This window comes from Psychrobacter sp. UBA6766 (genome assembly GCF_002453355.1).
Lineage (GTDB): Bacteria > Pseudomonadota > Gammaproteobacteria > Pseudomonadales > Moraxellaceae > Psychrobacter.
This window is the reverse complement of record NZ_DKGQ01000019.1, coordinates 19,032-44,465: the sequence shown is the minus strand read 5'-3', so window position 1 is coordinate 44,465 and position 25,434 is coordinate 19,032. Positions and strand designations below refer to the sequence as shown.

21 protein-coding genes and 1 tRNA gene are annotated in these 25,434 nt (G+C 40.8%); 11 read left to right on the top strand and 11 right to left on the bottom strand.

Translation table 11 applies throughout. From position 1 onward, the window contains the following. Window positions 1-43 precede the first annotated feature (43 nt). Both B4K26_RS04210 and B4K26_RS04205 read right to left on the bottom strand, forming a co-directional pair. The gene (locus B4K26_RS04210; RefSeq protein WP_296243758.1) at window positions 44-1,210 is read right to left on the bottom strand and encodes an acyl-CoA dehydrogenase family protein; all 1,167 of its coding nucleotides are present in this window, start codon (window positions 1,208-1,210) and stop codon (window positions 44-46) included. A 77-nt stretch (window positions 1,211-1,287) separates the two neighbouring features. Beyond that, complete coding sequence (locus B4K26_RS04205) at window positions 1,288-2,133, bottom strand: FAS1-like dehydratase domain-containing protein (RefSeq protein WP_296243757.1); 846 nt, start codon at window positions 2,131-2,133, stop codon at window positions 1,288-1,290. Between the two features lie 264 nt (window positions 2,134-2,397). Here B4K26_RS04205 and B4K26_RS04200 point away from each other — a divergent pair, with 264 nt between their 5' ends. Continuing rightward, window positions 2,398-3,309, top strand: a complete 912-nt coding sequence (locus tag B4K26_RS04200) for a LysR family transcriptional regulator (protein ID WP_296243756.1) — start codon at window positions 2,398-2,400, stop codon at window positions 3,307-3,309. Between the two features lie 139 nt (window positions 3,310-3,448). On the opposite strand, the gene B4K26_RS04195 is transcribed toward B4K26_RS04200, so the two are convergent. Then, window positions 3,449-4,831, bottom strand: coding sequence for an SLC13 family permease (locus B4K26_RS04195; protein ID WP_296243754.1), 1,383 nt, complete (start codon window positions 4,829-4,831; stop codon window positions 3,449-3,451). A 449-nt stretch (window positions 4,832-5,280) separates the two neighbouring features. Here B4K26_RS04195 and ppc point away from each other — a divergent pair, with 449 nt between their 5' ends. Beyond that, window positions 5,281-8,061 (top strand): phosphoenolpyruvate carboxylase, encoded by a 2,781-nt coding sequence (gene ppc, locus B4K26_RS04190; protein WP_296243752.1) that lies wholly within the window; start codon window positions 5,281-5,283, stop codon window positions 8,059-8,061. A 457-nt stretch (window positions 8,062-8,518) separates the two neighbouring features. On the opposite strand, the gene B4K26_RS04185 is transcribed toward ppc, so the two are convergent. Next, complete coding sequence (locus tag B4K26_RS04185) at window positions 8,519-9,244, bottom strand: GntR family transcriptional regulator (RefSeq protein WP_296243751.1); 726 nt, start codon at window positions 9,242-9,244, stop codon at window positions 8,519-8,521. A gap of 304 nt (window positions 9,245-9,548) precedes the next feature. Here B4K26_RS04185 and B4K26_RS04180 point away from each other — a divergent pair, with 304 nt between their 5' ends. From B4K26_RS04180 to B4K26_RS04160, 5 genes are all read left to right on the top strand, one after another. After that, entirely contained in the window at window positions 9,549-10,838 is a 1,290-nt protein-coding gene (locus B4K26_RS04180; protein WP_296243750.1) for an SLC13 family permease, read from the top strand. Window positions 10,839-11,136: 298 nt separating this feature from the next. Further along, window positions 11,137-12,174: a Bug family tripartite tricarboxylate transporter substrate binding protein gene (locus tag B4K26_RS04175; protein ID WP_296243748.1), complete on the top strand. Its 1,038-nt coding sequence runs from the start codon at window positions 11,137-11,139 to the stop codon at window positions 12,172-12,174. A gap of 117 nt (window positions 12,175-12,291) precedes the next feature. Beyond that, the gene (locus B4K26_RS04170; protein ID WP_296243746.1) at window positions 12,292-12,747 is read left to right on the top strand and encodes a tripartite tricarboxylate transporter TctB family protein; all 456 of its coding nucleotides are present in this window, start codon (window positions 12,292-12,294) and stop codon (window positions 12,745-12,747) included. Window positions 12,748-12,752: 5 nt separating this feature from the next. Further along, on the top strand, window positions 12,753-14,258 hold the full coding sequence (locus B4K26_RS04165) for a tripartite tricarboxylate transporter permease (RefSeq protein ID WP_296243743.1): 1,506 nt from the start codon (window positions 12,753-12,755) through the stop codon (window positions 14,256-14,258). 315 nt (window positions 14,259-14,573) lie between these two features. Continuing rightward, on the top strand, window positions 14,574-15,107 hold the full coding sequence (locus tag B4K26_RS04160; RefSeq protein ID WP_296243742.1) for a DUF2058 domain-containing protein: 534 nt from the start codon (window positions 14,574-14,576) through the stop codon (window positions 15,105-15,107). Window positions 15,108-15,292: 185 nt separating this feature from the next. Here the strand turns inward: B4K26_RS04160 and B4K26_RS04155 are convergent, their stop codons facing one another. The 3 genes from B4K26_RS04155 to B4K26_RS04145 form a co-directional block, all read right to left on the bottom strand. After that, window positions 15,293-17,083: a potassium/proton antiporter gene (locus B4K26_RS04155; RefSeq protein ID WP_296243740.1), complete on the bottom strand. Its 1,791-nt coding sequence runs from the start codon at window positions 17,081-17,083 to the stop codon at window positions 15,293-15,295. Between the two features lie 320 nt (window positions 17,084-17,403). After that, complete coding sequence (locus B4K26_RS04150; RefSeq protein WP_296243739.1) at window positions 17,404-17,739, bottom strand: GlpM family protein; 336 nt, start codon at window positions 17,737-17,739, stop codon at window positions 17,404-17,406. 247 nt (window positions 17,740-17,986) lie between these two features. Next, window positions 17,987-19,651, bottom strand: coding sequence for an alpha-keto acid decarboxylase family protein (locus B4K26_RS04145; RefSeq protein ID WP_296243737.1), 1,665 nt, complete (start codon window positions 19,649-19,651; stop codon window positions 17,987-17,989). A 259-nt stretch (window positions 19,652-19,910) separates the two neighbouring features. On the opposite strand from B4K26_RS04145, the gene B4K26_RS04140 reads away from it, so the two are divergent. After that, window positions 19,911-19,985 (top strand) — tRNA-Gly (locus B4K26_RS04140). Window positions 19,986-20,413: 428 nt separating this feature from the next. Here B4K26_RS04140 and B4K26_RS04135 read toward each other — a convergent pair. Further along, window positions 20,414-20,638: a helix-turn-helix domain-containing protein gene (locus tag B4K26_RS04135; RefSeq protein ID WP_062844818.1), complete on the bottom strand. Its 225-nt coding sequence runs from the start codon at window positions 20,636-20,638 to the stop codon at window positions 20,414-20,416. Window positions 20,639-20,834: 196 nt separating this feature from the next. Here B4K26_RS04135 and B4K26_RS04130 point away from each other — a divergent pair, with 196 nt between their 5' ends. Genes B4K26_RS04130 through B4K26_RS04120 form a run of 3 tightly spaced genes read left to right on the top strand, consistent with a single transcriptional unit; the run spans window position 20,835 to window position 22,601 of the window. Next, on the top strand, window positions 20,835-21,050 hold the full coding sequence (locus tag B4K26_RS04130) for a hypothetical protein (protein ID WP_011513303.1): 216 nt from the start codon (window positions 20,835-20,837) through the stop codon (window positions 21,048-21,050). A 16-nt stretch (window positions 21,051-21,066) separates the two neighbouring features. After that, complete coding sequence (locus tag B4K26_RS04125) at window positions 21,067-22,311, top strand: site-specific integrase (RefSeq protein ID WP_296243735.1); 1,245 nt, start codon at window positions 21,067-21,069, stop codon at window positions 22,309-22,311. Next, window positions 22,308-22,601: a hypothetical protein gene (locus tag B4K26_RS04120; protein WP_296243734.1), complete on the top strand. Its 294-nt coding sequence runs from the start codon at window positions 22,308-22,310 to the stop codon at window positions 22,599-22,601. The genes B4K26_RS04125 and B4K26_RS04120 overlap by 4 nt, the downstream gene beginning before the upstream one ends. Window positions 22,602-23,032: 431 nt before the next feature. On the opposite strand, the gene B4K26_RS04115 is transcribed toward B4K26_RS04120, so the two are convergent. Genes B4K26_RS04115 through B4K26_RS04105 form a run of 3 tightly spaced genes read right to left on the bottom strand, consistent with a single transcriptional unit; the run spans window position 23,033 to window position 25,361 of the window. Continuing rightward, window positions 23,033-23,830, bottom strand: a complete 798-nt coding sequence (locus B4K26_RS04115; RefSeq protein WP_296243733.1) for an SIR2 family NAD-dependent protein deacylase — start codon at window positions 23,828-23,830, stop codon at window positions 23,033-23,035. Continuing rightward, window positions 23,830-24,384 (bottom strand): non-canonical purine NTP pyrophosphatase, encoded by a 555-nt coding sequence (locus B4K26_RS04110; protein ID WP_296243732.1) that lies wholly within the window; start codon window positions 24,382-24,384, stop codon window positions 23,830-23,832. The genes B4K26_RS04115 and B4K26_RS04110 overlap by 1 nt, the downstream gene beginning before the upstream one ends. Further along, window positions 24,384-25,361: an adenosine deaminase family protein gene (locus tag B4K26_RS04105; protein WP_296243731.1), complete on the bottom strand. Its 978-nt coding sequence runs from the start codon at window positions 25,359-25,361 to the stop codon at window positions 24,384-24,386. Before B4K26_RS04105 ends, B4K26_RS04110 begins: the two co-directional genes overlap by 1 nt. Between the last annotated feature and the right edge of the window lie 73 nt (window positions 25,362-25,434).

The following is a 25,434-nucleotide window of genomic DNA, read 5'->3' as shown; positions in this document are numbered from 1 at the left end:
ATAGACCGTTTACGTTTCTACTATCATTCTTAAGTAAATACCTCTAAAAGCTTCTTGGCATTTTTAGTACTTTTTCGCCAACGTAAGATAATATTAAGTTGGTTGAGATTGGCGCAACTTGATACAATCGAGTTTCGCGGAATTTACGTTCAACATCGTATTCGTTGGCAAAACCAAAACCACCAAAGGTTTGTAGACAAGCATTTGCTGCTTCCCAAGATGCCTTTGCTGCTAAATACTTTGCCATATTCGCTGACGCACCGGCATTCGTACTACCGTTCTCATAGTCCTCACAGGCTTTCCAACGCATTAAATCAGCTGCTTCCACTTCTATGTGCGCTTCAGCAATTGGAAATTGTACGCCTTGATTTTTACCAATTGGACGCCCAAACACCTCACGTTCATTAGCATAATTACTGGCCTGCTCAATAAACCAACGACCATCACCGATACATTCAGCAGCGATTAAGGTTCGTTCAGCATTCAAACCGCTAAGAATATAGCGAAAGCCTTTGCCTTCTTCTCCCATTAAGTTTTCTTCTGGAATCTCAAGATTGTCGAAAAACAATTCATTGGTTTCATGATTGACCATATTTTCGATTGGACGTACGGTCAAGCCATTGCCAATGGCAGTATGTAAATCAACTAAAAAAATCGACAAGCCATCTACTTTGCTACTGACCTCCGCTATTGGCGTGGTTCTGGCTAATAAGATCATCAAGTCAGAATGCTGAACACGTGATATCCATACCTTTTGACCGTTGACAATATATTTGTCGCCTTTTTTTACGGCTGTCGTCGTGATAGCTGTCGTATCAGTACCGCTAGTTGGCTCAGTCACTGCCATCGACTGTAAACGTAACTCACCAGAGGCTAGCTTAGATAAATAGCGCTCTTTTTGTGCAGACGTGCCATGCTTAACCAGCGTAAACAAGTTATACATTTGACCATGTACAGTACCGGCATTGCCACCGCAGTGATTAATTTCTTCCATAATCACTGAAGCTTCTGCGATACCCAGTCCTGAGCCGCCATATTCCTCTGGTACTAACGCTGATAACCAACCATCTTCACTCAAAGCTTTTACAAACCTATCAGGAAAGCCTTTTGTCGCATCAAGTTCGCGCCAGTATTCACTACCAAATCCTGACATCAAGCCTTTGATGCCCTCTCTAATCGTATTTAAATGTTCTATTTTTTCGTTTGTCATAAGAAACTCCTTGCGCTACTATGCGAATAATTTTTTGGATGTTTTATCTTCTGATAATTTACATAAGTCTTGTTAGTTTATACTGCAAACTCAACTTGCCCTTGTTGAATAACACCATTGTCATTACTTATCCATACGTCAGCTTGGCTATCGTTTATCATTTTACCTTCGATATGAATATCATTACCTAGAGTCACTGGTCGTACACCGCGATACTTAAAGCTTTTTAGTACTCTATTAGGATGAGCGTTTAAACAGCCATGTAGTGCTAAAGTTGCCATTAATGGACCGTGGACGACAAGATTGTTATAGCCTTCAGTATCGGTAACATAAGGGTAGTCATAATGAATACGATGACCGTTGAAGGTGACCGCAGAATAGCGAAATAACAATGTAGAGTCTGGCATAATATGGGTTGACCACTGAGCTTTTGGGGCTGCATCTGAGGTATGCTTTGGTGGCGTTGGAAGACGATAAACGATGTTCTGACGTTCAGTAAATTTATGCTCACCTTCTTGCGTATAGTCATGACGAACAGTGACAAAGACTAAAGAGCCTGTAGATCCGTCCTTCTCTATTATGTTCTCAATACTAGAGTCACAAGTTGCGGGTTTGCCAATAACTAAAGGCTGACTAAACTCTAAGCTGCCCCCCGCCCACATCCTATTACGACCAAATGCCGGAGGCATAAAGCCACCCACTTGTGGATGTCCGTCTACGCCTAACTCAGTCTTATTAAGCTCAGGTTGAAAAAACATCCAATGCCATAATGCAGGTAGTGGCTCACCAATCTTGGGACTTGTGACACCTAAGGTCGCTGCCATTCGGCGAACTAAAACCTCACAAATGCTATCTTGGGTAGTCTGATGATTACCAATCCATTCGCTAAGATTGGGTTCTGAATTAGAGGTAGCGGCTTGCATTATATATTCCCTTATATGTTGAATAAAAACCTACAAACTAGAGGCATCTAAATCACCTGAATAACTATATTATTGCTATCATTAAATGACGTTAAAGAAATTATGCCAACAAAACTGCTTTCTGAAAATTACTGGTTTATTAACATAGCGTTCCGTTTTCACTAATGCCGATAGTAATGGCTAACTCTCAGAAAATTTTATAAATGTCTTTATATTAATTTTTAATGATTCATATTTATCTTTCTACAATAGGTCCCTTTTCTCATGCACTTTGATATTGTTGACTTACAGCTTTTTTGTGCTATCGCAGAGTCACCTAGTCTGACTCAGGCAGCGAAAAAGACATTTATTTCTCCTGCGGCAGCCAGTACTCGTATCAAAAAACTAGAGACGCAACTTAGCACTCGTCTGTTTTATCGTCATAACAAAGGAATGCAGCTGACTGATGATGGCCTCAAGCTCTTGGTTCACGCCCGCAGCATATTGGCTCAAATCCAGCAAGTAAAAAATAGCTTTTCTGAGTATCGCTCTGACGCTACTGGACATGTTCGTATCTATGCAAACTCCACAGCAGTGACTGATTTTTTACCTGAAATTTTGGCCGATTTTTTGATTCAGCGCCCAGAAGTAACGATTGATTTGCAAGAGCGATTAACTAAAGAAATTATTCGCGGTGTTGTGAGTGGCACGACAGATATTGGTATTTTATCGGGACCTGTGATGGCAGAGTCTATTGAGGTCATTAACTTTAGCAGCGATCGCTTGGCCGTTGTCACCCCTATCAACCACCCTTTAGCGAAAAAGAAAAGCCTAAAGTTCTCTGAAACCCTAGATCATCCCTATATTGGTTTCCATCAAGGTAGTACGCTAGGCGATTTTTTATCCGATTTACAATCTCGTATGGGTGTTACTATGGATACACGAGTTAATGTCTCAGGCTTTGAGTCCATCTGTCGTATGGTAGAGGCAGGTGTAGGCATTAGCATTGTTCCTGAGTCTTCCGCTAATCGACATCAACGAACCATGAATCTTCATAAAATATATTTAGATGAGGTATGGGCCGCGCGTGAGCGTAGTATGATTGTGCAGGATTACCAAAAGCTTGAACCGGTTGCTCAAGCATTGGTACAAGAGATTTTAGCGTCTTATGAGATGCCTTATTTTTCTAGAAATTAATACCTATTACTTATTATACGGCTTCTCATTTATTTAATTTGTTCTTAGAAAATCATAAATATAATGAGTAATAAAAAGACAGCAAATACCTAAAATACCTGCTGTCTTAGCAATCACTAATAGCGCTTAAAATATCATTTTATATCCAAAATTTTATATAGACGACTAATACTGCGACTCCAACCAGGTTTAGCCAAAAACCTGCTTTCATCATCTCACTCTGCTTTATTAGCCCTGAGCCCATAACAATAGCGTTTGGCGGTGTCGCAACGGGCATCATAAAGGCCATAGAAACGCCCAAGCCAATAGTCAACACTAGGGTTGCTTGAGGGATACCCATTTGCACGGCAATACCTGAAAATACCGGTACGAGCAAAGCTGCCGTCGCCGTGTTACTACTAAACTCTGTTAAGAATACAATGAATACACCCACCACAGCGATGATAACAATAGTCGGTGAACCTTGTAGTAACTGTGCGATTGATTGACCCAAGACTAACGAGGCACCAGAATTACTTAAAATAGTACTTAATGTAATACCGCCACCGAACAGCATCAAAATACCCCAATCGGTATTATCAGAAATCTCCTGCCAGCTTGCCAATCCTAGCACCCCAACAGCGATTGCTGCCGTCACTGCAATAATGCTATCCACACTAGACCAGCCAGTCGTATCAGCAATAAAGCTACTAAATATCCAAGATAGTGCTGTTACGGCAAAGACTATCATCGTCATTTTGCGCTGAGCGGTCCAAGGAATATCTTCTTGAATGGTTGACATCTCGATCTTTAACTTGGGTTTAAACACCAAATACAATATGCCTAGCATGAGTGGGAACATAATAAGCATAAAAGGCGCAGCAACCTTCATCCACCCAGCAAAAGTTAAACCCAACGCATTGGCGGTAATAGCGTTAGGCGGTGTGCCCACAATCGTTCCAATACCTCCGACAGCAGCAGAGTAGCAAAGTCCAAGTAAGACAAAAACAAAGGTATTACGGTCTTTCACTCTATCTACGCCTGCCATAATCCCGACGACCAACGGCAACATCATGGCGGTTGTTGCCGTATTGGAGATCCACATCGATAGAAATGCCGTCGCAACAAATATAGAAAATACCACCAAGGCAAAATTACCCTTTGCAATATGTATAAGCCATAAAGCAATTTTCCTATCCATTTTTTGAGTTTGTAAAGCAGCCGCTAGGGCAAAACCACCAAAGAATAAAAAGATAATAGGATCAGCAAAAGAAGAGAAAGCGACACTCGTATTGATATCAGGAATAGCCATCATTACACCGAGTATAGGTATCATGATAGCTGTAAAAGTAGTGTGCACGGCTTCTGTTAGCCAAAGTACAGCAACAAAGAACAATAAGGCTAAACCTTTATTTTCATTACTGGTAAATGGCAAAAACTGCCACAATGCCAGAGCACCGAGCGCTGCAATGGCAATGATAATAATTCCTCTAAAACGGCTTATAGGGTGATGTTCTGATTGATATTCAGACGGAGTTGTCATGATAACATTCCTTGTAGCAGACAGTTTTGGGTCAACGCTATGACCCAAGTTGCTAAAGCTTATACCTCCTCACCTCATTAGTGGAATTCACCATTTTTAAAGCTCGCATTTAATAAATATGAACGCCAGACCTTCTTATCTTCATTTATAATTTTAGACAGAACAGATATAAAGCCCTGACTACCCTTTTGCTGTATATACTCATGGCGCTAAAATCGACCTACTCAATTGTAAAATTTTTGCTATGGTAGAGAGCTGAATTGAGAGATATTATTTTTAATTGTTGATAAATTTCTATCATGCAAATTAAGTATTATTAATATTTGTTTTAAATTAATAAGCAGTAAACATGCTACGAGATCTAGCCAACGAGATCTATCTTTGTAAGAGCTTACCAATTTAGTATTCTTGCTAGTTTTTCACCCACTAATTTAATGAGAAGGTCAAGGATGACTATTGATAACGACGTATTACGCGAACGCATCAGCTTATTAGGATCCTTTCTAGGAGATGCGGTTTCTCGGCAGACGGGCGAACAAACACTTAATACCATTGAAACTCTGCGTAAAGGTTTTATCCAACAACGCCGCGCGCCTAACGAAGCGAAGCAGCAACAACTCATCGACTTCATCGCCTCGTTAGACAACCAAACCTTAAAAAATATCATCCGCAGCTTTTCTATCTATTTCTTCTTGGCCAATCTAAGTGAAGAAAATTACTTGCGCGAGCAGCGTCAAGCCTTGCGTATGCAATCCGATCAAAGCTGGGAAGGTTCGTTTCGTCGCACCTTGCTTGAATGTCGTGAGCGCAATATTGAACCTACTCAGATGCAAGAGCTGATTGAGCAGCTGAAGTTTATTCCTGTCTTTACCGCCCATCCGACTGAAGCACGCCGCCGTACGACGATGAATCTACTGCAGAGTCTGTTTACGTACAGTGATGCCTTAAACAATCTTGCAGAAGTCAGCTTTACCTGCCAGCAAGCGAAAGAACAAACGGCGCAAACGATTGATTTATTATGGTCGTCGGATGAAGTACGTACGCGTAAGCCTCTGGTCTATGACGAAATCAATAATGGTCTGCATTATTTCAATGCCAGTTTATTCAATGCCATCCCTAAGGTTTATCGCAATATTAAAGACGCCATTGTTGATATCTATCCAGAGTTAACCGATTATCCATTACCGGCGTTTATGAGCTTTGGCTCTTGGATCGGTGGCGACAGAGATGGCAATCCCTTTGTCACTCATGACACCACAGAAATGGCAGTGCTGATGCATGCCGATACCGTGCTACGTCATTATCAAGTCTTGATCAAGAAATTGCGCCGTGAACTGATTCACAGCGATACGATTGTTGTCATTGAGCCTAATGTGTATGCTCGTATAAAAGCGTACGCCACTCTCGATCAAAAAGTATTTGATTACAATCTCAATGATTACAACAATGAGCCGTATCGAAGGTTGTTATCGATTATCTTTGCCAAGATAAAAGCGACCAATCGCCACATTCAAAGTAAAGGTACAGACCTCAACGCCGAACAAGATGCTTACGCCAACCCGCAAGAGTTATTAGAAGATTTACGCATCATCCGAAAAAGTGTCAATACTCATGACAAAGCACATGGTGAAGGCTTATTGCTCGATATGATTCGTCTGGTCAAAACCTGTGGCTTCCATTTGGCAGCACTCGATATCCGTCAGGAATCGTCTTATCATAGCGAAGTAATCGCCGATATTTTTGCTAGTGCTTCTAACTTACCAGACTATCAAACGCTTAATGAAACCGAGCGCCAAGAATGGCTGACGCGCTTGCTGAAAAAGCCCGGTACACCGCTTATTTATACCGATAACTTAACGGATAAAACTCGCGAACAATTGGCCTTGATGCACTCAGTGGCAACATTGCGTAAACTGGTCGGCCAAGGTACTTTTGGTAGTTACGTAATTTCGATGACCAACAATGCTAGTCAGTTATTAGAAGTCTTACTACTCATGCGCTTTGCAGGATTATGTAGGGTTGATGACGTAGGTCAGCTGTCTGCTGACTTACCCGTCGCACCGTTATTTGAAACCATCGAAGATCTTAAAAACATTGATAAGATTTTACCTGCCGTGTTGGACAATCCGCTGTATCGAGGGTTGCTTGCGCACTCAGATAACACTCAAGAGATCATGCTGGGCTATTCAGATTCCTCAAAAGACGGCGGTATTATTACCTCTGCCTGGCAGCTGTATAGCGCCCAGCAAACCATTAACCATATCGCTGATGAATATGGTATTAAAACGCGCTTGTTTCATGGCCGCGGTGGTTCTGTCAGTCGGGGTGGTGGCTCAACGCATAATGCGATTGCCGCTCAGCCAGCGGGGACATTGCATGGTGAAATTAAAGTAACCGAGCAAGGTGAAGTCCTTTATGCCAAATATGCCAATACTGATACAGCGGTATTTGAGCTGACCATGGGCATCACTGGTACGCTTAAAGCGTGCTCCTCAAGGTTTGTAGTGCAGCCGCCTGAGCTGCCAACTTATGAAGCGCTCTTTGCACGTTTAGCAGATGCGGGTGAACAGCGTTATCGTACGCTGACTGACCATACTGAAGGATTTTATCAATTCTATTCACAAGTGACGCCAGTGGCAGAAATTTCTTTATTAAATATCGGCTCACGCCCAGCGCACCGTAATAAAGGTCTGCCAAGTAAGACGACCTTGCGGGCGATCCCTTGGGTATTTGGTTGGTCGCTAGCACGCTTTACACTGCCTGCTTGGTATGGTGTCGGTAGTGCTCTTCATAGCGTTAAAGAAGACGAAGCTTTAATGAGAGAGATGATTGATTGCTGGCCATTTTTTAACGTATTTATTAGTAATATTGAAATGGCGTTTACCAAAGCTGAGATGAGCATTGCTCAGGCTTATAGCCAGTTATGTGAAGATGAGGGATTACGTGAACAGATTATGCAAGCGGTAATCGATGAGCATCATCTAACCTTCTCAGGTTTGAACTCTTTGCTTAACCAGACATCGTTATTGGCGCATCAGCAAAACCTTGCCGCATCACTGCAATGGCGAGATGCTTATTTAGATCCAATGAATTACATCCAAATCGAGCTACTAAAACGTGCCAGACAAAAAGAGGCTAAAGGTGAGGTTAACCATGGCGACCTTGCTGTTGAAGATCCTTTAATACGTAGTATCAATGCTTTGGCAGCGGGTCTGCGTAATACGGGGTGATGGCTAAAGTGAATCGTACAGACTATATAGGAGCTAGATTTACTTTAGTCGGGTAGAAACGTCTGACAAAGTTAAACTACCATAACACTGCTAATCAAAAAATGGCACATGGTTAAGTACCGCTGTCTATGAGCTGTTACAACTAAATTTGGTAAACTAAAAACTCGATAATGAGTTTATTGTGATTAAGAAAATATAGAGCTACAGGACAGAATTTAAAGCAGACGCTCTCAAAAAGATAGAAAACAAAAATGCAATTTAAGTGCGGCGGCTCGGCAGTTAGGAATAGCGATAAATTTAGACCCTTACAGTCATTGACCTGTAAGGGCTTAAAGTTGTTTAAATCTTAATAAATTATAGTAGAACGTGTTTAGAAGGTATATTTTGCCATAACCTCTACTACTTCACGGTTATATCATTTAAAACATCATTTGTAGAAACATCGCTTACCATTAAATTAAATAATATTAATCTCATAGCTAAACTTCTCTGCCAGTCCAAAAGACTCTCTATACTCGATAGGGTCACCTTCTAAATTCTTAGCAATGCGGCAAACCTTCACTAAGTTTTCTTGGGTGCTATTGTCTAAATAAGGGTCGCTGTGATCAGTGATAAAAAACAATGTCTCTACAGCAGACGACACAAACTGTCCACACTTCGTATAATAAAAAGGATAAAGAAGATTCTCAAAATCTTCAGGCTCTAAGGTTGCAAAAGCTTCGTAACGATTTTTAGGTAGCCAAATCTTTTCACTCAGCAAGACTTTGTCTTCGACGCTACGAACGCGCTCTATATAAATGAGCGCTTTATTTTTATCTATATTTAGCTTTAGATTAATATCATCGATCCCTTCTATCATCATAATTTTTTTGATTATGCCCGTTGGAGTGACATAGCCAGATTCTTTATCACGAAACTTAAAAAATCTTAATAATGAGCTATTAAAATCTGGGCGTTTTAAAAAAGTCCCTCTCCCTTGCTGCTTTATTAAAACCCCTTCTTCTACTAGCTTTTCCACCGCTTTTCGGACGGTTCCCACCGATACTTGATACTTATCAGCGAACTCCTGCTCACTAGGCAAAGGGGTATTTTCGTCCCACTTACTCTCTGTTAGTAATGTTTGTATGTGCCACCTTACCTGCTCATATCGTGGCATTTTAAAGTTTTTGAAATTGTCTATCATTATTTCACCGTCATAGAAAATTTTTTAAGAACTAAATTCTTTTTAAAGATTGTTACTGCCATAAAAAACAAGGCGTTTATGATCATTTTAATGTGGCATCCTAGTCATTTCTTTATAGTCAATCTTATCTAATTTACTGGGCTTTTTTTGCTATCATTCTTCTCAACTAGAGACGCTGTTCGGACTTATACGTTTTTTAGCATTACTTAAAGGCTATTTGTCCATACTAGCGTAATGCGCTTTACTCTGTAAAAACTACTATGGTTCTTTATAGCATTCATCCTGTTAAGGTTAAGAGGCAGTCGTGACACTTTATATTTTAGCTGCGATAGTAATTTGTATCATTTTAGGTTATACCACCAAAATCAATATTGGCTTATTTGCTATTGCGTTTTCATACCTGATCGGTTGTTTCGGAATGGGGCTAAAGGCTCATGAGATTATCGAGCTATGGCCGCTAAAAATCTTCTTTGTTATTTTTGCCGTGACCCTCTTTTATAACTTCCCTCTTGCTAATGGCGCTTTAGAGAAGCTATCGAGCCATCTGATTTATAAGTGTCGTCATTTTCCATCATTTTTGCCAGTGGTTATATTCCTTGTCGCCACGGTTGTCGCAGGCTTAGGTGCTGGCTATTACACCGTTTTAGCGACGATGGCACCGATGATTTTGCTCTTGTCTAAACGAACCAATTTAAATATCGTCATTGCCACTTTATCAGTAAATTATGGTGCGCTTGCCGGCGCTAACTTTATCACCTCACAAAGCGGGGTTATTTTTAGGGAGCTGATGCGCGGCGCAGGTGTCGCCAATGACAATAGCTTTACCTATGTTTTAGGCATCTTTACCGCTACTTTTTTAATTCCTGTGATTCTATTGGGTGGTTATAGCGTATTCAATGCCAAAAATAGCAAAATTGCAATTCAAACGACAGCGCCAGAGCCTTTTGATAGTAAGCAAAAACAATCTATTATGCTGATTTTTATTATGATGGCGGCTGTGCTCATTGTGCCCATTTTAAACCTACTCATGCCGCAAGTATCAGCGATTGAGTTTTTGAATGCTCGGATTGACATTGGTTTTATTGCTATTATTTTTGCTTTGATTAGCCTATTTTTAAAGTTAGGTGACGAAAAAGCCGTGATTGCACTCATACCTTGGAATACGCTTATTATGATTTGTGGCGTCGGTATGTTAATTCGCCTCGGAGTAGAGGTTGGGGTCATTTACGAGCTAACAGAATGGCTCAGTACCAATGTTCCTATCTGGATGATACCAACTTTAGTCTTCGTTATCAGCGCCATCATGTCGATATTTGCCAGTACACTTGGCGTAGTTGCCCCTACTTTATTTCCTATAGTGCTGCCTTTAGCCGTTGCTTCTGGAATAAGCCCTTTATTACTATTTACCTGTATTGTTGTGGGAGCACAAAGCTCATCGCTGTCCCCTTTCTCATCAGGCGGAAGTCTAATGTTAGGCGCCTCTCAAGTCGTTATAGAAAAAAACAAGCTTTTTAGTGCTCTATTATTCAAAGCTGTGCCCTTAGATATTTGTGTTGGAATAATAGCGATCTTAATTATCCAATTCATCTTTTAACTGCCTATAAGCAAGCAAAACCATCCAATTAACTTCCCATATCTTATTGCAAGATTCTCCTAAAAAGAACAATCAACAGATTCTTATATCTTTATAGTACAATAGAAATTCATACAGACATACATATGTTTCTTGTTATTTTAGAGATATTCTGTTACTTTTACATAGTGACGAAAAAACATATTTAGATAAAGTCTAGTAACCTCATTAATTTAATCCTAAGTTTAAGCCTCGAAACAGGATTATTTTAATTAGAATCTCATTGAATTTTGGTGTAACCATACACAAGGAGTGTTGTGTGAAAAAACTATCTTATCTGGCTCTTGGCCTGTCTATCTTATCTTTGACTGCCTGTAATAATGCTAACGAAACTGCAAGTACAGATGCGACTTCTGCAGATGGCTCAAGCGAGCTGACAGCACCTTCACGTCCGGAATGTATTGCACCTGCCAAACCAGGTGGCGGTTTTGACTTGACTTGTAAACTTGCTCAAGCCGGCTTAAAAGACACTGGTATCTTAAAAGACCCGATGCGCGTCACTTACATGCCAGGCGGCGTCGGTGCTGTTGCTTATAACAAAATTGTTGCCAATGATCGTGATAATGGCGATGCCATCATCGCCTTCTCTACGGGATCTATTCTTAATTTATCACAAGGTAAGTTTGGTAAATTTACCGAAAAGGATGTGAAATGGCTGGCTGGTGTCGGCACAGATTATGGCGCTGTCGCAGTCAATGCTGACTCAGACATAAAGACCCTAGACGACTTAGTTAAGGTTTTAAAAACAAATCCAAAATCAGTCAGCTTTGGCGCAGGCGGTAGTGTCGGTGGTCAGGATTGGATGCAAACTGCTATGCTAGCTAAAGCCGTTGGTGTCAATCCGAACGACATGACCTATGTAGCAATGGAAGGCGGCGGTGAGGCCATCACAGCAGTAATGGGAAATCACATCACGGCCGTTAGTGCCGGAATTGCAGAGCTTATGCCACAAACCACTGCTGGAAAATTACGCGTATTGGCCGTATTTGCTGATGAAAGACTCGGTGGCACTATGAGCGACATTCCTACTGCTAAAGAGCAAGGATATGATGTTACGTGGCCGGTCGTTCGTGGTTACTATATGGGACCAGATGTCAGTCCGAGTGCTTATAACTGGTGGAAAGATGCCTTTGATAAGATGCTTGCTGATCCAAAATTTGCCGAGCTACGTGAACAGCAAGAGCTATTGCCATTCTCTATGACCGGTGATGAGCTTCAAGAATATGTTTATAAGCGTACGGGCGAGCTTCGTGAGTTGTCTGCTGAATACGGTCTTGTTGAGGCTGAAGCCAAATAGTGCGCTTAATATTCGATCACGTTATTGATTGAGTATGAACGCTTGACCGTATTCTGAAAAGGCTGGCAAAAAATAGATATGCCAGCCTTTTTGCCCTAAAATCCTAGGAGTCTTCTTATGACTATAGAACGCTTATTTTCTGGGCTAATGGCACTGGTGAGCTTATTTTTAATATACTTAGCCATTGGCTATGTCGCTCCTATCGCCTATGATCCAATTGGCCCGCGCCCTTACCCCATCTTAATCTTTTCATTGCTGGCATTTGGCGCTTTAGTCGTTGCTTTTCGTCCAGCGAGCTTTACTAAGCCGATAGAATTAGGGCTTACCAAACCAATTATTAGAAACTTGGTACTTTGTGCGCTTGCATTACTCGTCTATGGTTTGATTTTTGAGGTATTGGGCTTTATTCTTGCCACCATTCTGATGTCTTTTGCCATCGGTTTACTCTTTGCTGGCAAACCGCTTAAAAGCTTTATCTTTTCAGTGTTAATCAGTATTGGCTTGTACGTCTTATTTGACATTCTGTTAGATGTCAAGTTACCACTTGGATTGTTATCAGGGATAAGAGGATAGCCAATATGGATACTTTTAATTTTTTAATGCATGGCTTCGCGATTGCCTCCACGCCAGAAAACCTACTGATTGCACTTATCGGCGCTTTTTTAGGAACGATTGTGGGTATGTTGCCTGGACTTGGTCCAATCAACGGTGTGGCAATCTTACTGCCATTCGCCTTTGCGCTTGGGTTACCACCAGAGAGTGCGCTAATCTTACTTGCCGCGGTCTATCTTGGTTGTGAATATGGCGGTCGTATCTCCGCCATCCTCATTAACGTACCAGGTGATGCTGGCGCCATTATGACCACGTTAGATGGCTATCCACTGGCGAAGCAAGGTAAAGCGGGTATTGCGCTGTCGCTATCTGCTGTAAGCTCTTTTGTTGGTGCCACGATTGCCACGATCGGTGTGGTTTTATTCGCGCCTTTATTAGCTAAATGGGCCATCTCTTTTGGTCCGGCTGAATACTTTGTCTTAATGGTATTTGCGATTACCTGTTTGAGTGGTTTGGTCGGTGATCAACCCATTAAAACAGGAATCTCAGCGCTTATTGGTCTTGGCTTAGCGACGGTTGGTGTCGATGCAGTGACTGGCATTTACCGATTTACTTTTGATTCGGTTCACCTATCCGATGGCATCCAATTTACTACCATCGTTATTGGCTTTTTTAGTGTCAGTGAAATCTTAATCCTACTCGAAAAAACCACCACGGGTCACAAGGTTATTGAGCAAGGCAAACGTAGTTTATTAAACTTTAAAGAATTTCTGTTCTCTTTGGGCGCCATGTTACGAAGCGGCTTAATGGGCTTTGTCGTTGGTATTTTACCCGGTGCTGGCGCGACCATTGCAAGTGCTATGACGTATGCCAGTGAACGCAAAATCGCTGGTGATACCGGTACTTTCGGTGACGGTGATCTGCGCGGCGTGGCGTCGCCAGAGGCGGCAAATAATGCGTCAGCTTGCGGTTCATTTGTGCCAATGTTGACGCTTGGGGTACCGGGTTCGGGTACGACAGCGGTCATGATGGGCGCTTTAACCTTATATAATATCACGCCGGGACCGCAGTTATTTACGGAGCAGCCTGATATCGTTTGGGGTCTGATTGCGTCTTTATTTATCTGTAACGTGATTTTGCTCGTAATGAACATCCCATTGGTTGGTTTGTTTGCCAAACTGCTTAATGTGCCAAACTATATCTTAGTACCAGCCATCGCTGCGGTCAGCTTTGTAGGCGTATACTCGATTCATAGCACGACCTTTGATTTGGTATTTATGGTCGCACTTGGGGTATTCGGTTACTTCTTGCGTAAGTTAAACTTCCCATTATCAGCGCTCATTTTGGGTTATGTATTGGGTGAGCTTATGGAATCTAATCTAAGACGCGCGCTATCTATTTCTCAAGGTGAGCTAAGTATCTTATGGAGCAGCCCGATTACTATAGTGCTATGGTTATTGGCTATTTTGATGGTATTTATGCCAATCCTACGTAGCATTTATCGTAGACGTTTTAATAAATCTGCTGCTTAAGTTTTAATTGTACTGTTCTCAAAGTCTTCTCCGGCGGTAGTTATGCTTTATGTGTGACTACCGTTTTTTTTGGCTAGAACATCTAAAAAATTATCATTATTAATTGTGGAAAACTGGTTGTGGAAAATTGTCTCATTTTAAGCATCTGTTCCTGCTTTCGCTAAATTTATAATGCAACCCGTTCAAGCTAAGCCTAAAACAAGCCATTAGAAATCTCAATGTACTGACATATCAGCGTAAAATTTGCTACCATAACTTTTTAGATACTACGATTTAGCCAATTTTATTTAGGTAATTTATTTAGGTAACACAAACATGGCCAAAAACGCCCTACAAGAACAACTCTTAAAAGCTGGATTGGTGGATAGCAAAAAAGCCAAAAAAATCAGCAAACAGTCACAACATGCCAAGCGCACCGGCGATGTATCAAACCTTGAAGCCAAAAAAGCCTTGGCAGAAGCGCAAGCCAAAAAGATAGAGAAAGATCAAAAGCTCAATCAGGAAAAACAGCAACTTTTAGAACAAAAAACGCTAAGAGCCAATGTTATTCAAATGATTCAGCAACACCAAATCACTGAGACAGACGGTGAAGTCAGCTATCAGTTCGTTGATGATACTAAGATTAAAAAGGTTTATATTACTCAAAAGCTATATGACCAAATCGTGGCAGGACACGTAGTAATTGCGCGTTTAGAAGACGATTATGCGCTACTCCCTCGCCCATTAGCTGACCGTATCAACTCGAAACTAGAAGGCTTTATCGTGGTATCGAATGATAAAACGGAATCTGAGCTAGAAGAAGATGATCCTTATGCCGCTTATGTGATTCCAGATGATTTGATGTGGTAATTGAGCGGTAAAAATAGCTTAATACACAAGAAAAAGCCCTATCAATTTGACAGGGCTTTTTTTGTTTTAAAAATAGATTTCTTAAAAAATAGGTTTCTTATCAGACATAACCATCATTTATTAACCGCCCAACCACTCATCACCTATTCTTCTGTCATCTTGCAAACTATTGACAATATTATTGATTAAGCGGGTTTGGCTAAGTTTTCATGTTTTAAGCCAATCGTTCTAAGTTTACCGTTATCATCAACTTCTTTGATGACCAACGACCATTCATCATTAATCGCCACCATATCACCCGATACTGGCGCGGTATCCAAGCTATCTTTGACATATTCAGCAACCGTTTGCGCCCACATATTTTTTTCGCTATTTTCAGGTTTAGATTTAAGCTTATCAACCAAAGACTCGGAGGTCATCACCCCAGTAAAAAATGGCAAATCGCCAAGTTTGACACTTGGTGATAGTAGCCAATCACCATAAAAATCATCGATGGCTTTACGATCCAAGGTCGTATCATTAAAAATCTTAGCAATTTGGCTGGCATGGTTGCCTCGCATCGCATACCAAACGCTATCGCCAAATTTAAGCTTGGTATCTTCATCAACAATCACAATTTGCTGCTGACGTACCAAGGCAAAAATACTAATCTCATCAGGATTGACATGGTTAGAGATACCTCTGGGATGGCGTCCAATCGCAAATGCTCCTGACTTTACCTGAAATTGATATAAAGTAATACTTGCCTTATCAGATACCCAAACCTCATGCTTCTCTTCGGGGTCTTTATTATTGGGAATACGTACTTTAAATAAATCTGCCATAAAAGGAATGGTTGTACCTTGCAAAATTAAAGATAAAACCACGACACCAAAGGCAATATCAAACAGCATAAAAGCATTATTAATGCCCGCCATCACTGGTAAAATAGCAAGAGTAATAGGAACTGCACCGCGCAAGCCAACCCAAGAAATAAACCCTATTTCTCTGTCTTTAAACTTAAACGGCTTCACGCTGCTATAAACCGCGATAGGACGGGCAATCAAAATCATAAAGGCGGCGATAGCGACCGAATAATACCAAACGTTAATCACGTTTGATGGTGTGACTAATAAACCTAGCACCACAAACAATACTGCTTGTGATAACCAAGCAAAGCTGTCCATCACCCGCATGACATGCTCGGTTGAGCGTACTTTATGGTTACCAATCAACACCCCCGCCAGATAAACCGCTAAAAACCCACTACCACCGATTAAGTTGGTCGCCGCGAATACCGCCAAGCCAGCAGACAATATCAAAATGGCATACATGCCTTCTGCCAGTCGTATCTTAGGTAATAACCTCGCTAGTAAATATCCAAACAGTAATCCCATACCAAGGCCAAAGCTAAGCTGCTGTAATAGTAACCCTAAAAAGCCTAATACCGTTTGCCCAGCAGGGTCAACATTTAAAGCAATTAATCCTGTTACCAATAAAATAGCTAACGGATCGTTGGCACCAGATTCTAATTCGAGCGTGGCTTGGACGCGGTCGTTAAGCTTTACCCCGCCATTTCGTAGCAATGAAAATACCGCGGCTGCATCGGTCGAACCAACGATTGCCGCCATCAATAAACCAAAGCGCCAATCGACATCAAGCAGCCAAGTAACAAATATGCCCAGTATCATGACCGTTGCTAGTACGCCCCACGTGGCAAGCGTAATAGCCGGTTTTAATCCAACTCGGAAAGATTTAAAGGAGGTACGCAGTCCACCATCTAACAAAATACACGCCAGCGCCGCCTGCCCAACAAAGTTAGCAATACCATATTGAGAAAACTCAATCCCCATGATGCCTTCTTCACCAGCAAGCATCCCAACGACTAAAAACAACAATAATAGCGGAACGCCCAAACGCGCTGATAACGTACTTGCCATGATACTGGCAAAAATTAAAACTGCCCCTACGAGATACAGGATATTTAAGGTATCCATCTTTTTTTAAGCCCTATTTTTATCAGTGATAACGAGTTGAATGGTTATGATAGTGCTGATCTTAGTAATGACCCTATTCGTGCCCTTGATATTGGCGTGAGCCTTACTTTGCAGTAGATAGCGCTGTGTTTAACATTGCAGATAAAATAATGAAACTGTCCTTAAGAATAATATCGTTGACCAAAGCTAAAGAGCCTATATTTATAGCAATCGTCTTAAAACCCATTGTTAATCATGTATGAATCGTTTGATGTGCTTTATCAGCTCTAAAACACTACTTTTGCTCGAATGATAGAAAATAATGACGTTTTTAACCCATTCTAAGCTTGAATATATTGCCATGCGATCACTAGAATAGCCGCTGCCACCGTCCAAGCGACCACGCCCAATAAAAGCGCTTTATATAAGCTGACGTAGCTGATGCTAAAAAATACCACAAAGGTGTAAATAAGATGCGGTATGACACCCAGCATGCTAAAAATCAGCGCTACCCTTAAATCAGCAGCACTACGCTCAGTGCCAACAATAAAATGGCTAATCAAAGTAAACGTGGGAAACAGCGGTGCCAAGGCTGCCAAATAAAAGAATCGCGTCTGCGCAAAAAGTTGAATCAGTAATACCATCAAAGCGCCAATAAGCATTTTTAGCCAAATCATGATGGCCCATCTCCTATCATGTGTTAATTGCTTAATTTATCACGACAATGAACGCCCTGAGCAAAATGGTTGATAATAAATTATTCAATCTATAAATCGCCAACCTCATAAAACTATCGTACTTCAACATAAAAAAACCCTATTTAGCATGACGCCAAATAGGGCTTTTCTTATTTATAAAGGCTTAATCATTATTTCTTTTAAATTATAGATATGAATCCACTTTAACAAAAGTATTTTACTTAGGCTATTTAGGCTTAAGGGCAGCGCTGATATCAGCCAATAATGGCGGAATATCATGCTTATCTGTCATCACCTCTAACATCACCAGTTTATCTTTGGTAGCAGCCGCTTTTTCGAGAGCTGCTTTTAATTCGCCAGCGGTTTCTGCTTTCAGCATTAAGCTGTTTTCTTCTGTCGCGCCAAAGGCTTTTGGCATCATCTGCCAATCACATTTAGGGATATCATTGTAGCGCTGGTTTTCCCCATGAATCGCTCGCTCAACAGTATAGCCGTCATTGTTAATCAGTACAATGACTGGATTGATGCCTTCTTTAATCATTACGGCAATTTCTTGTACCGTTAATAACGCCGAACCATCACCAATCAATAAAATACTGCGCTTATGCGGTGAGGCAATGGCAGCGCCCAAACTGGCGGGCAAGGTATAACCAATCGAACCCCACATCGGTTGACCATAAGACGTCACACCTTCTGGCAGACGCACATCACTGATACCAAAATAGGCGGTACCTTGGTCAGAGAACACCAAATTTTTATCATCAAGCGCATCGGCGATGATGTGCCACAAATCATCTTGGCGAATCGGTTCATCGTCTTTGCCGTTTTGCTCATGCGGCTGTCTTTTTTTGCTAAATTGCTTAGGTACGATATTAATGCCTGAGGTCATGACTTCATGCAATGTTTGTAGGGCGTCCTCTAACGCAATGGGAGCAAAATTCTGACCGCTAATCGATGCCCGCTCATAATGTAAATCAACCACGACTTTTTCATCGATATTTTGGCTAAAACCTGCGGTCGTTGTGTCAGTATACTGCACACCAATTTTAATCAAACATTCGCAATTTTCTACCGCGTCTTTAACCACAGGACGCGATGCCACGCCCGCATAAGTTCCCGCCCAACGATCACTGTTTTCATCAAGCAAAGTTTTGCCCCACGATAATGTCGTATAAGGAATATCGGTATCAGCAATCAAAGCTTTTAGCTGGTTTTGTAATCCCAATCGATGCACCATTAAGTCTGCCATCAATGTCGTGGTTTTATTTGGCAAAAACTCTATCAGGGCTTTTTTAAAATCTGCCAACGCCGCTTGGCTAGTGATATCTTCTTGGCTGTCATCAAGCTTAGTCGTTGGCGGGTAAATGGGCATTTTTGCCACGTCTGGTGATAGCATTAAATACCCAGGACGATGCTTTTTCAATACCAGACGAATGACGCGATCAATCTCTGAAGCGGCATTTTCTGGCGTAATTTGCGCTCGTGCCACGGTAACTGGCTCGACCATTTTGATAAAATGGTTGAATATGCCATCACCTAAGGTATGGTGAATGCGGCGTTTTGAATCTTGCAGCGCAGTACTTGGCGCTCCGACCACATGCAGCACTGGTGCATACTCTGCAAAAGAGCCTGCGGTGGCATTAATCGCTGATAGCTCACCGACACCAAAGGTTGTCACCATCGCCGCAAACCCACGCTCTCGTGCGTAGCCGTCGGCCGCGTAACCTGCGTTTAGCTCATTGGTATTACCCACCCAGCGCAATTTATCAGAAGCGATAATATTGTCCAAAAACGTTAAATTGAAATCACCAGGCACACCAAATATTTCAGTTGCGCCCGCTTCCGCGATACGATCAAATAAATAGTCCGCGATGGTATATTGTTGACTCATTTTTTATCCTTAATGCTTACGATTGTAAATATTGATAACTATCAATAAGAATGGAATTTCTTATAAAATGCATCCCAGCCTATTTCTTCCATACAAAGCTTTTGGAATGCATATTATAATAAACTGTTATAACATAAATTAAGGGCGGGATGACATGCCTGTTTTGCTAACTTTCATTTTTTTCGCGCTAGGTGTTGACAGACAAAAAAAATTGCGTATAATACGCCTTCATCAACTGACGATAGTTAATTGATTATTAGCGGGAATAGCTCAGTGGTAGAGCATAACCTTGCCAAGGTTGGGGTCGAGAGTTCGAATCTCTTTTCCCGCTCCAAATACTTAAAAAGCCTCACTTAACAGTGAGGCTTTTTTTTGTCCGAGTTTTAAGGGCTACAGCGTTTTCCAGTATTAGTTATTCAGTCTAATTGCTAAGTTTATCTAATATATTAAAAGCTCAAAAATCAGCACCGTGACCAAAACGTGACCATTTCGTGCCCACGCTATAAACACTGATTTCGTAATTGACCCCAACTTATTATTCTTATCTTTATAAAAAGCGATGCTAAGAAATATTTTCTTAACATCGCTTTTCCTTTTTTACTGCTTTTTTATATTGAGCTCATAGCGTGACCAAAACGTGACCAAATCATGAAAAAGTAAGTTTTTAAAATAACCCCAACCTTAATTTTAGGCCTTGGAACGTCATATATATAAGGCTCTACCACTTATTCCTCTGCACATCTTTTTCAATTTTGAAGATCCTCAAGACTCTTCATCATCTTTATTATTTGGCTTATAAATAAATAAGTCACCCACCTGTACATCTAAAAACTCACATAACTGGTCGATGGTATTGAAGTCAATTCTTGATGACTCTTCATTGTATAGCTTATGAAGTGTTGATTTACTCATACCTGTTGCTCTTACAACATCTGCTACACGCAACTTTTTCTCTGCCAGAATCACAGGGAGTTTAGACACAATCATAATTAATACCTCTTTTCGGGTAAAAATGCTTTACATTGAGGTAAAAAGGTAATATAGTACACAAATCGGTTAATAATTACCTCTAAGCGGGTAAATTATAACTGATACTTCAAAGGTGCATTTTTACAGGCTGATAAAATAACTTCTATTCTATCACTTAATGCAATGACTTAATAACTGAAAAGAGGTAAACACCATGAGCAATACTTATTTAACAACTGATGAGTTAGCTGAACGCATCAAGTACGACGCACGTACTATCCGCAATCAAATGAAAGACACTGTTTTGATTGAAAACATCCATTACATTCGTCCTTTCGGCGGCCGCAAGATTTTGTACGTATGGGAGCGTATCGAAGAGGATATGTGCAAGCCGGTTATGAGCGCCATCAACGGTATGGCACTTCAGTAATAAAAGGAGAATTACTATGGCTACTATGCGAGGACGGTTTGGCAAGCTGGTCGTTGACTTCCGCTACTTAGGTAAGCGCTGTCGAGAGAAAACCAGTTTAGAAGACAATCCAGCTAATCGTAAAAAATTAGCGCAAGTCTTGAAAAAAATGGAAGCTGAAATCACCCTAGGTATCTTTGACTACGCGTCTTACTTCCCAAAGAGTGAAAGAGCGCAGGAAATGAATGCACTGGCTGATAGAGCGGAAGCTTGTATCAGTCGCAACCCTACCTTTAGGCAGTTTTCAGAGATTTGGTATGAGGAGAAGAAGATTGAATGGCGGCCGAGCTATCGGCAAAAGACGCAGATTATTCTGAACAAGTACTTGTTACCTGAGTTTGGTGGTAAAGCAGTACATGCGATAAAAAAACCAGACTTGCTGACCTTCCGTAGCTCTCTCGCCAAAGTTCGTTACGGTAAAGATGGTCAGTCAAGTCTGTCAGTAGCACGAATCAATCAGATTATGATACTTCTTCGTATGATACTAGAAGAAGCGTCAGATCGCCATGAGTTTGAGATGCCTTATAAAAATATTAAGAATCTCAAACAAGCTCGTCCGGATGTAAACCCGTTTACATTGAGTGAGGTATGGCTGATTTTAAAGCATGTCCGTGCTGACTATAAGCCCTACTATACTACTCGCTTCTTTACTGGGATGCGTACCAGTGAGATTGATGGGCTCAAGTGGGACTGTATTAACTTTGATCGCCGTGAGATCAGTATACGTGGTGCGTTAGTCAACGGTGAGATGGGTCCGACAAAGACGTTAGGCTCACAACGTGATATCGCAATGTCGCAGTTGGTCTATGACGCACTACTAGAGCAGAAGGCACGTACCTTTGGTAAGTCAGAGTTTGTGTTCTGCAATTCACAAGGCAATCCGATGGAGTACCGTAATGTGAATCGGCGGGTATGGAAACCCACCCTTGCCCTACTCGGTCTCAAGCACCGGCGTGCTTATCAGACTCGACATACCGCAGCGACGCTTTGGCTCGCTGCTGGTGAGAACCCTGAGTGGATCGCTCGGCAGATGGGTCACAGTAGTACGGAGATGCTGTTTCGGGTGTATAGCCGTTATGTGCCTGATATCACCCGTCAAGATGGCTCAGCCATGGATAATTTGCTACTGGCGAGCAAAGAGAAGCTGACCAGCGCATCAAATAGCTTTGAAACTGAAGGAACAGCTACGAGTGCACAAACAGACAAGGAGACGTCACTATGACAATTATCAATTATGAAGAGCTGTTTGGTGAGTTTAAACGGGACGGTGCAATCAGTGATGATGCGAATGAGATTGCTAATGTACTGATGCGTGAGTTGTATGTTTCATCGGGTCATAACCTCACTCGCTTCTTGGGAGTAAAGCGCTGCTTTGATAACGATATGGCGATGCGTGTATGGGTACAGAAGCGTTTGGATGCGAATCTTGGCTATGTGATAGAGGATATGCGTTGTCAGCTTCAGAGCGAGCTTTATGAGCTATTACCGCAGTCTGACTATGTCGGCTACTAAGGAGAATGTGATGAGTGTAAAACTTCAGCCGAATATGACGCAGAACGCACGCGATCTAAAAATCTGTGAGGATTACTGGGCATATGATAACGAAAGTGATTATATCGCGCATGTAGACACGGTCTGTGAAAAGTATAAGATTAGCGCTCAAGTACTGTTCAAGACAATCAGTGAGTGCTTTGCTTATTTAGATGATGTGCGATGCGAGTACTGTGGTTATGTGTGCCCTTTACAGATACCAGCAGACATCCCATACATGCGAGCAAAAGACAGTTGGTGCTGTGAGGTATGTGAGCATGCTGTATGGCAGGAACATAATCATAGATAAGTTGTTATAAATATCAAAGCCAGGCAGCTTAGGTTGCCTGGCTTTTTCGTGCGAAACATTTCTTCTCTTAAATACAGTTTAAATTTATTAGACTTCTACACTCTCATTCAGTTGACTGAAACTTACTAAGAAACTCTTCAAGAGCATAACCTAAATCTTCAGTTTCTGAAGAAATTACATCTATTCCCCATTGTTCAAGTATTGTCTCTTGGATAGGGTTAGGTCTAGGAGAGAAAATATATGACTTAGGCTGTGAATTTCCGTTGGAACTATTCTTCCATAACTTAGCTAATTTATAGAACAGAAACCTTAAGTTGATATCATCTAGTCTATATCCAATAAATAAAACTGACTTACCTAAAACGTCTGCGCGTAGCTTTATGTCTAACGGCGTCTCAAATTCTAGACGTTCAAAATAACTTGTTTCACCTAGTACTATCGAACTATCATCATCAAAGTCACCATGAAATTTAACGACCTGAGTACTGTTGCTATCTACTTTAGTTAGGTCGGACACAGAAACTATTTTAGTATATGGCATTTCATAATGACTTAATGATTTCTCTATCCAGCGATCATAATTTGTTGTATAGATTATAGGAAACTTGGCTCTTGCAATATACTCATGGATTTTTGATGTGGAGATATCAATGCTATCTGCATGCCAGTTTCTATCCATCCAACTTCTTAATGGCCCGATGCTACCTTTTTTAAGTTTATAGTATTCCGCTAAGGTTTCGTTATTTCCAAAAGTTTGATATATATCAGGATCATAGTCCAACTCTTCAGCAATTTTATCAATCAGTGCTCTCCATGAAGGTAAGCCTAGGTTCATTGAAACACCTGCTCCAACGAATAGTATTACATTTCCTTGTTCAAAGGATGATAGAAGTTGTTCCATTATTTTGTAGAGTCCTTCAAAAATGATTTAAATTTATCAAACGCAATTTTTCTCATTGAAATGTCATTTTTGCGTGAACCCATCTCTGCAAACGTCTCCGTCTCTCCTTCTGGAATAAAAACGCAATCCCATTGGAAATTACGGTTTCCTCTTGGTTTATCAACAACCGTCCCTCTGATATCTCCTTCAAACATATGTATTTTCATAGAGTCACAATAACCAATAACTGTTTTTGCTATTAGCCTATTATCTTCACAAGAACCAAAAAGCTCAGAAAATTTGTCTGCTTGCAGTTTATCCCAAAATATTTGAGTTAAACCTCCTGGAAATCCATTTAAACTCTCTATATATAACCCTGTATGTTCAACAAACACCGGACGCCCGACTATTTCAAAAGCTTTTAAGACTTTATCTCTAACGAGCATGTTAACGTCTTCAGTTTGAATTTCGTTAATTACATGCTTAGCGGCTATAACTTCAAAACCTGTTTCCATAAGGATTGCATTAACTTCAGCCGCTTTGTGATCATTCTTGGTAAGAAATCGAATTTTCATTATATTCTCTCTAGAAAGCTATATTTTTTCTGATTTAAATACATATATCTTAGATGTTGTTCACTATTCGTTTCACATAGGAATCTGTAATAATCAAAACTAAGAGAAGAAGCATGAATTGCTGGATTGTCAGAACAAATCACAAAAGGCACATCATTAGCAATGAAAATTTTGACAGGGTGATCTTCATATTCACCAACTGCTTTGGTCAGTCTGTTGCTAATAGGACACACCTCAAGACATATATCTCTATCTTTGAGTAGCCCCATAACCTCATCCGATTTCGCTGCTGCCGTCCCATGTCCAATCCGATCTGCACCAAACTCTATAATAGCTTTCCTAATATTTTCGTAACTGCCTGTTTCTCCAGCATGGATAGTAATTTTAAGACCATACTCACATTTAGCTTTTAGAAACGAAGGAGCTGTCTCTTTCGGAGGGTCAATGTTTTCGTTACCTGCAAGATCAAGTCCTATAACACATTCGGGAAAACTAAGGTTTTTATATGCTTGAAGTAACATCTTAAGATGTTCATTAGTACGAATACCTCTAGAGACTGTTAGGATCAAACCTGCTTTAATCTGATATTTATGTGATGCTTCCTCTATCTCCTCGATAAGCCAAAATAGAGCGTTATCTACAGAAATATGATTAAGAGAAGCTATATAAATTACACTATTCCGAATTTCAACAAAAGAAACACTGTCAGCCTTCAGGTTTTCAAATGCACTTTCTACGATAAGTCTAAGACTATTTCTATTTCTTGGTATAAGTCTTAACACTTGCCAAGGTAGCAGATAGTCTACAAGCGATTTTGCAGGCCTTAATACGTTTAAATCCACACTCAAGTCAAAATTTTCAGGTATTTCACATAACTCATTCTCAACCATTTTTTTTATAACTTCAGTGCTTACTAAGCCATTTAGATGAACATGTAGCTCGCCTTTATCCATTTTCCTTATACTGTCTAAATTCATTTATTATCACATTAGTTAGTTTATTGAAATTAGGTATGCCATAGATTTTAGTCGGATCTTACATTTTATACTT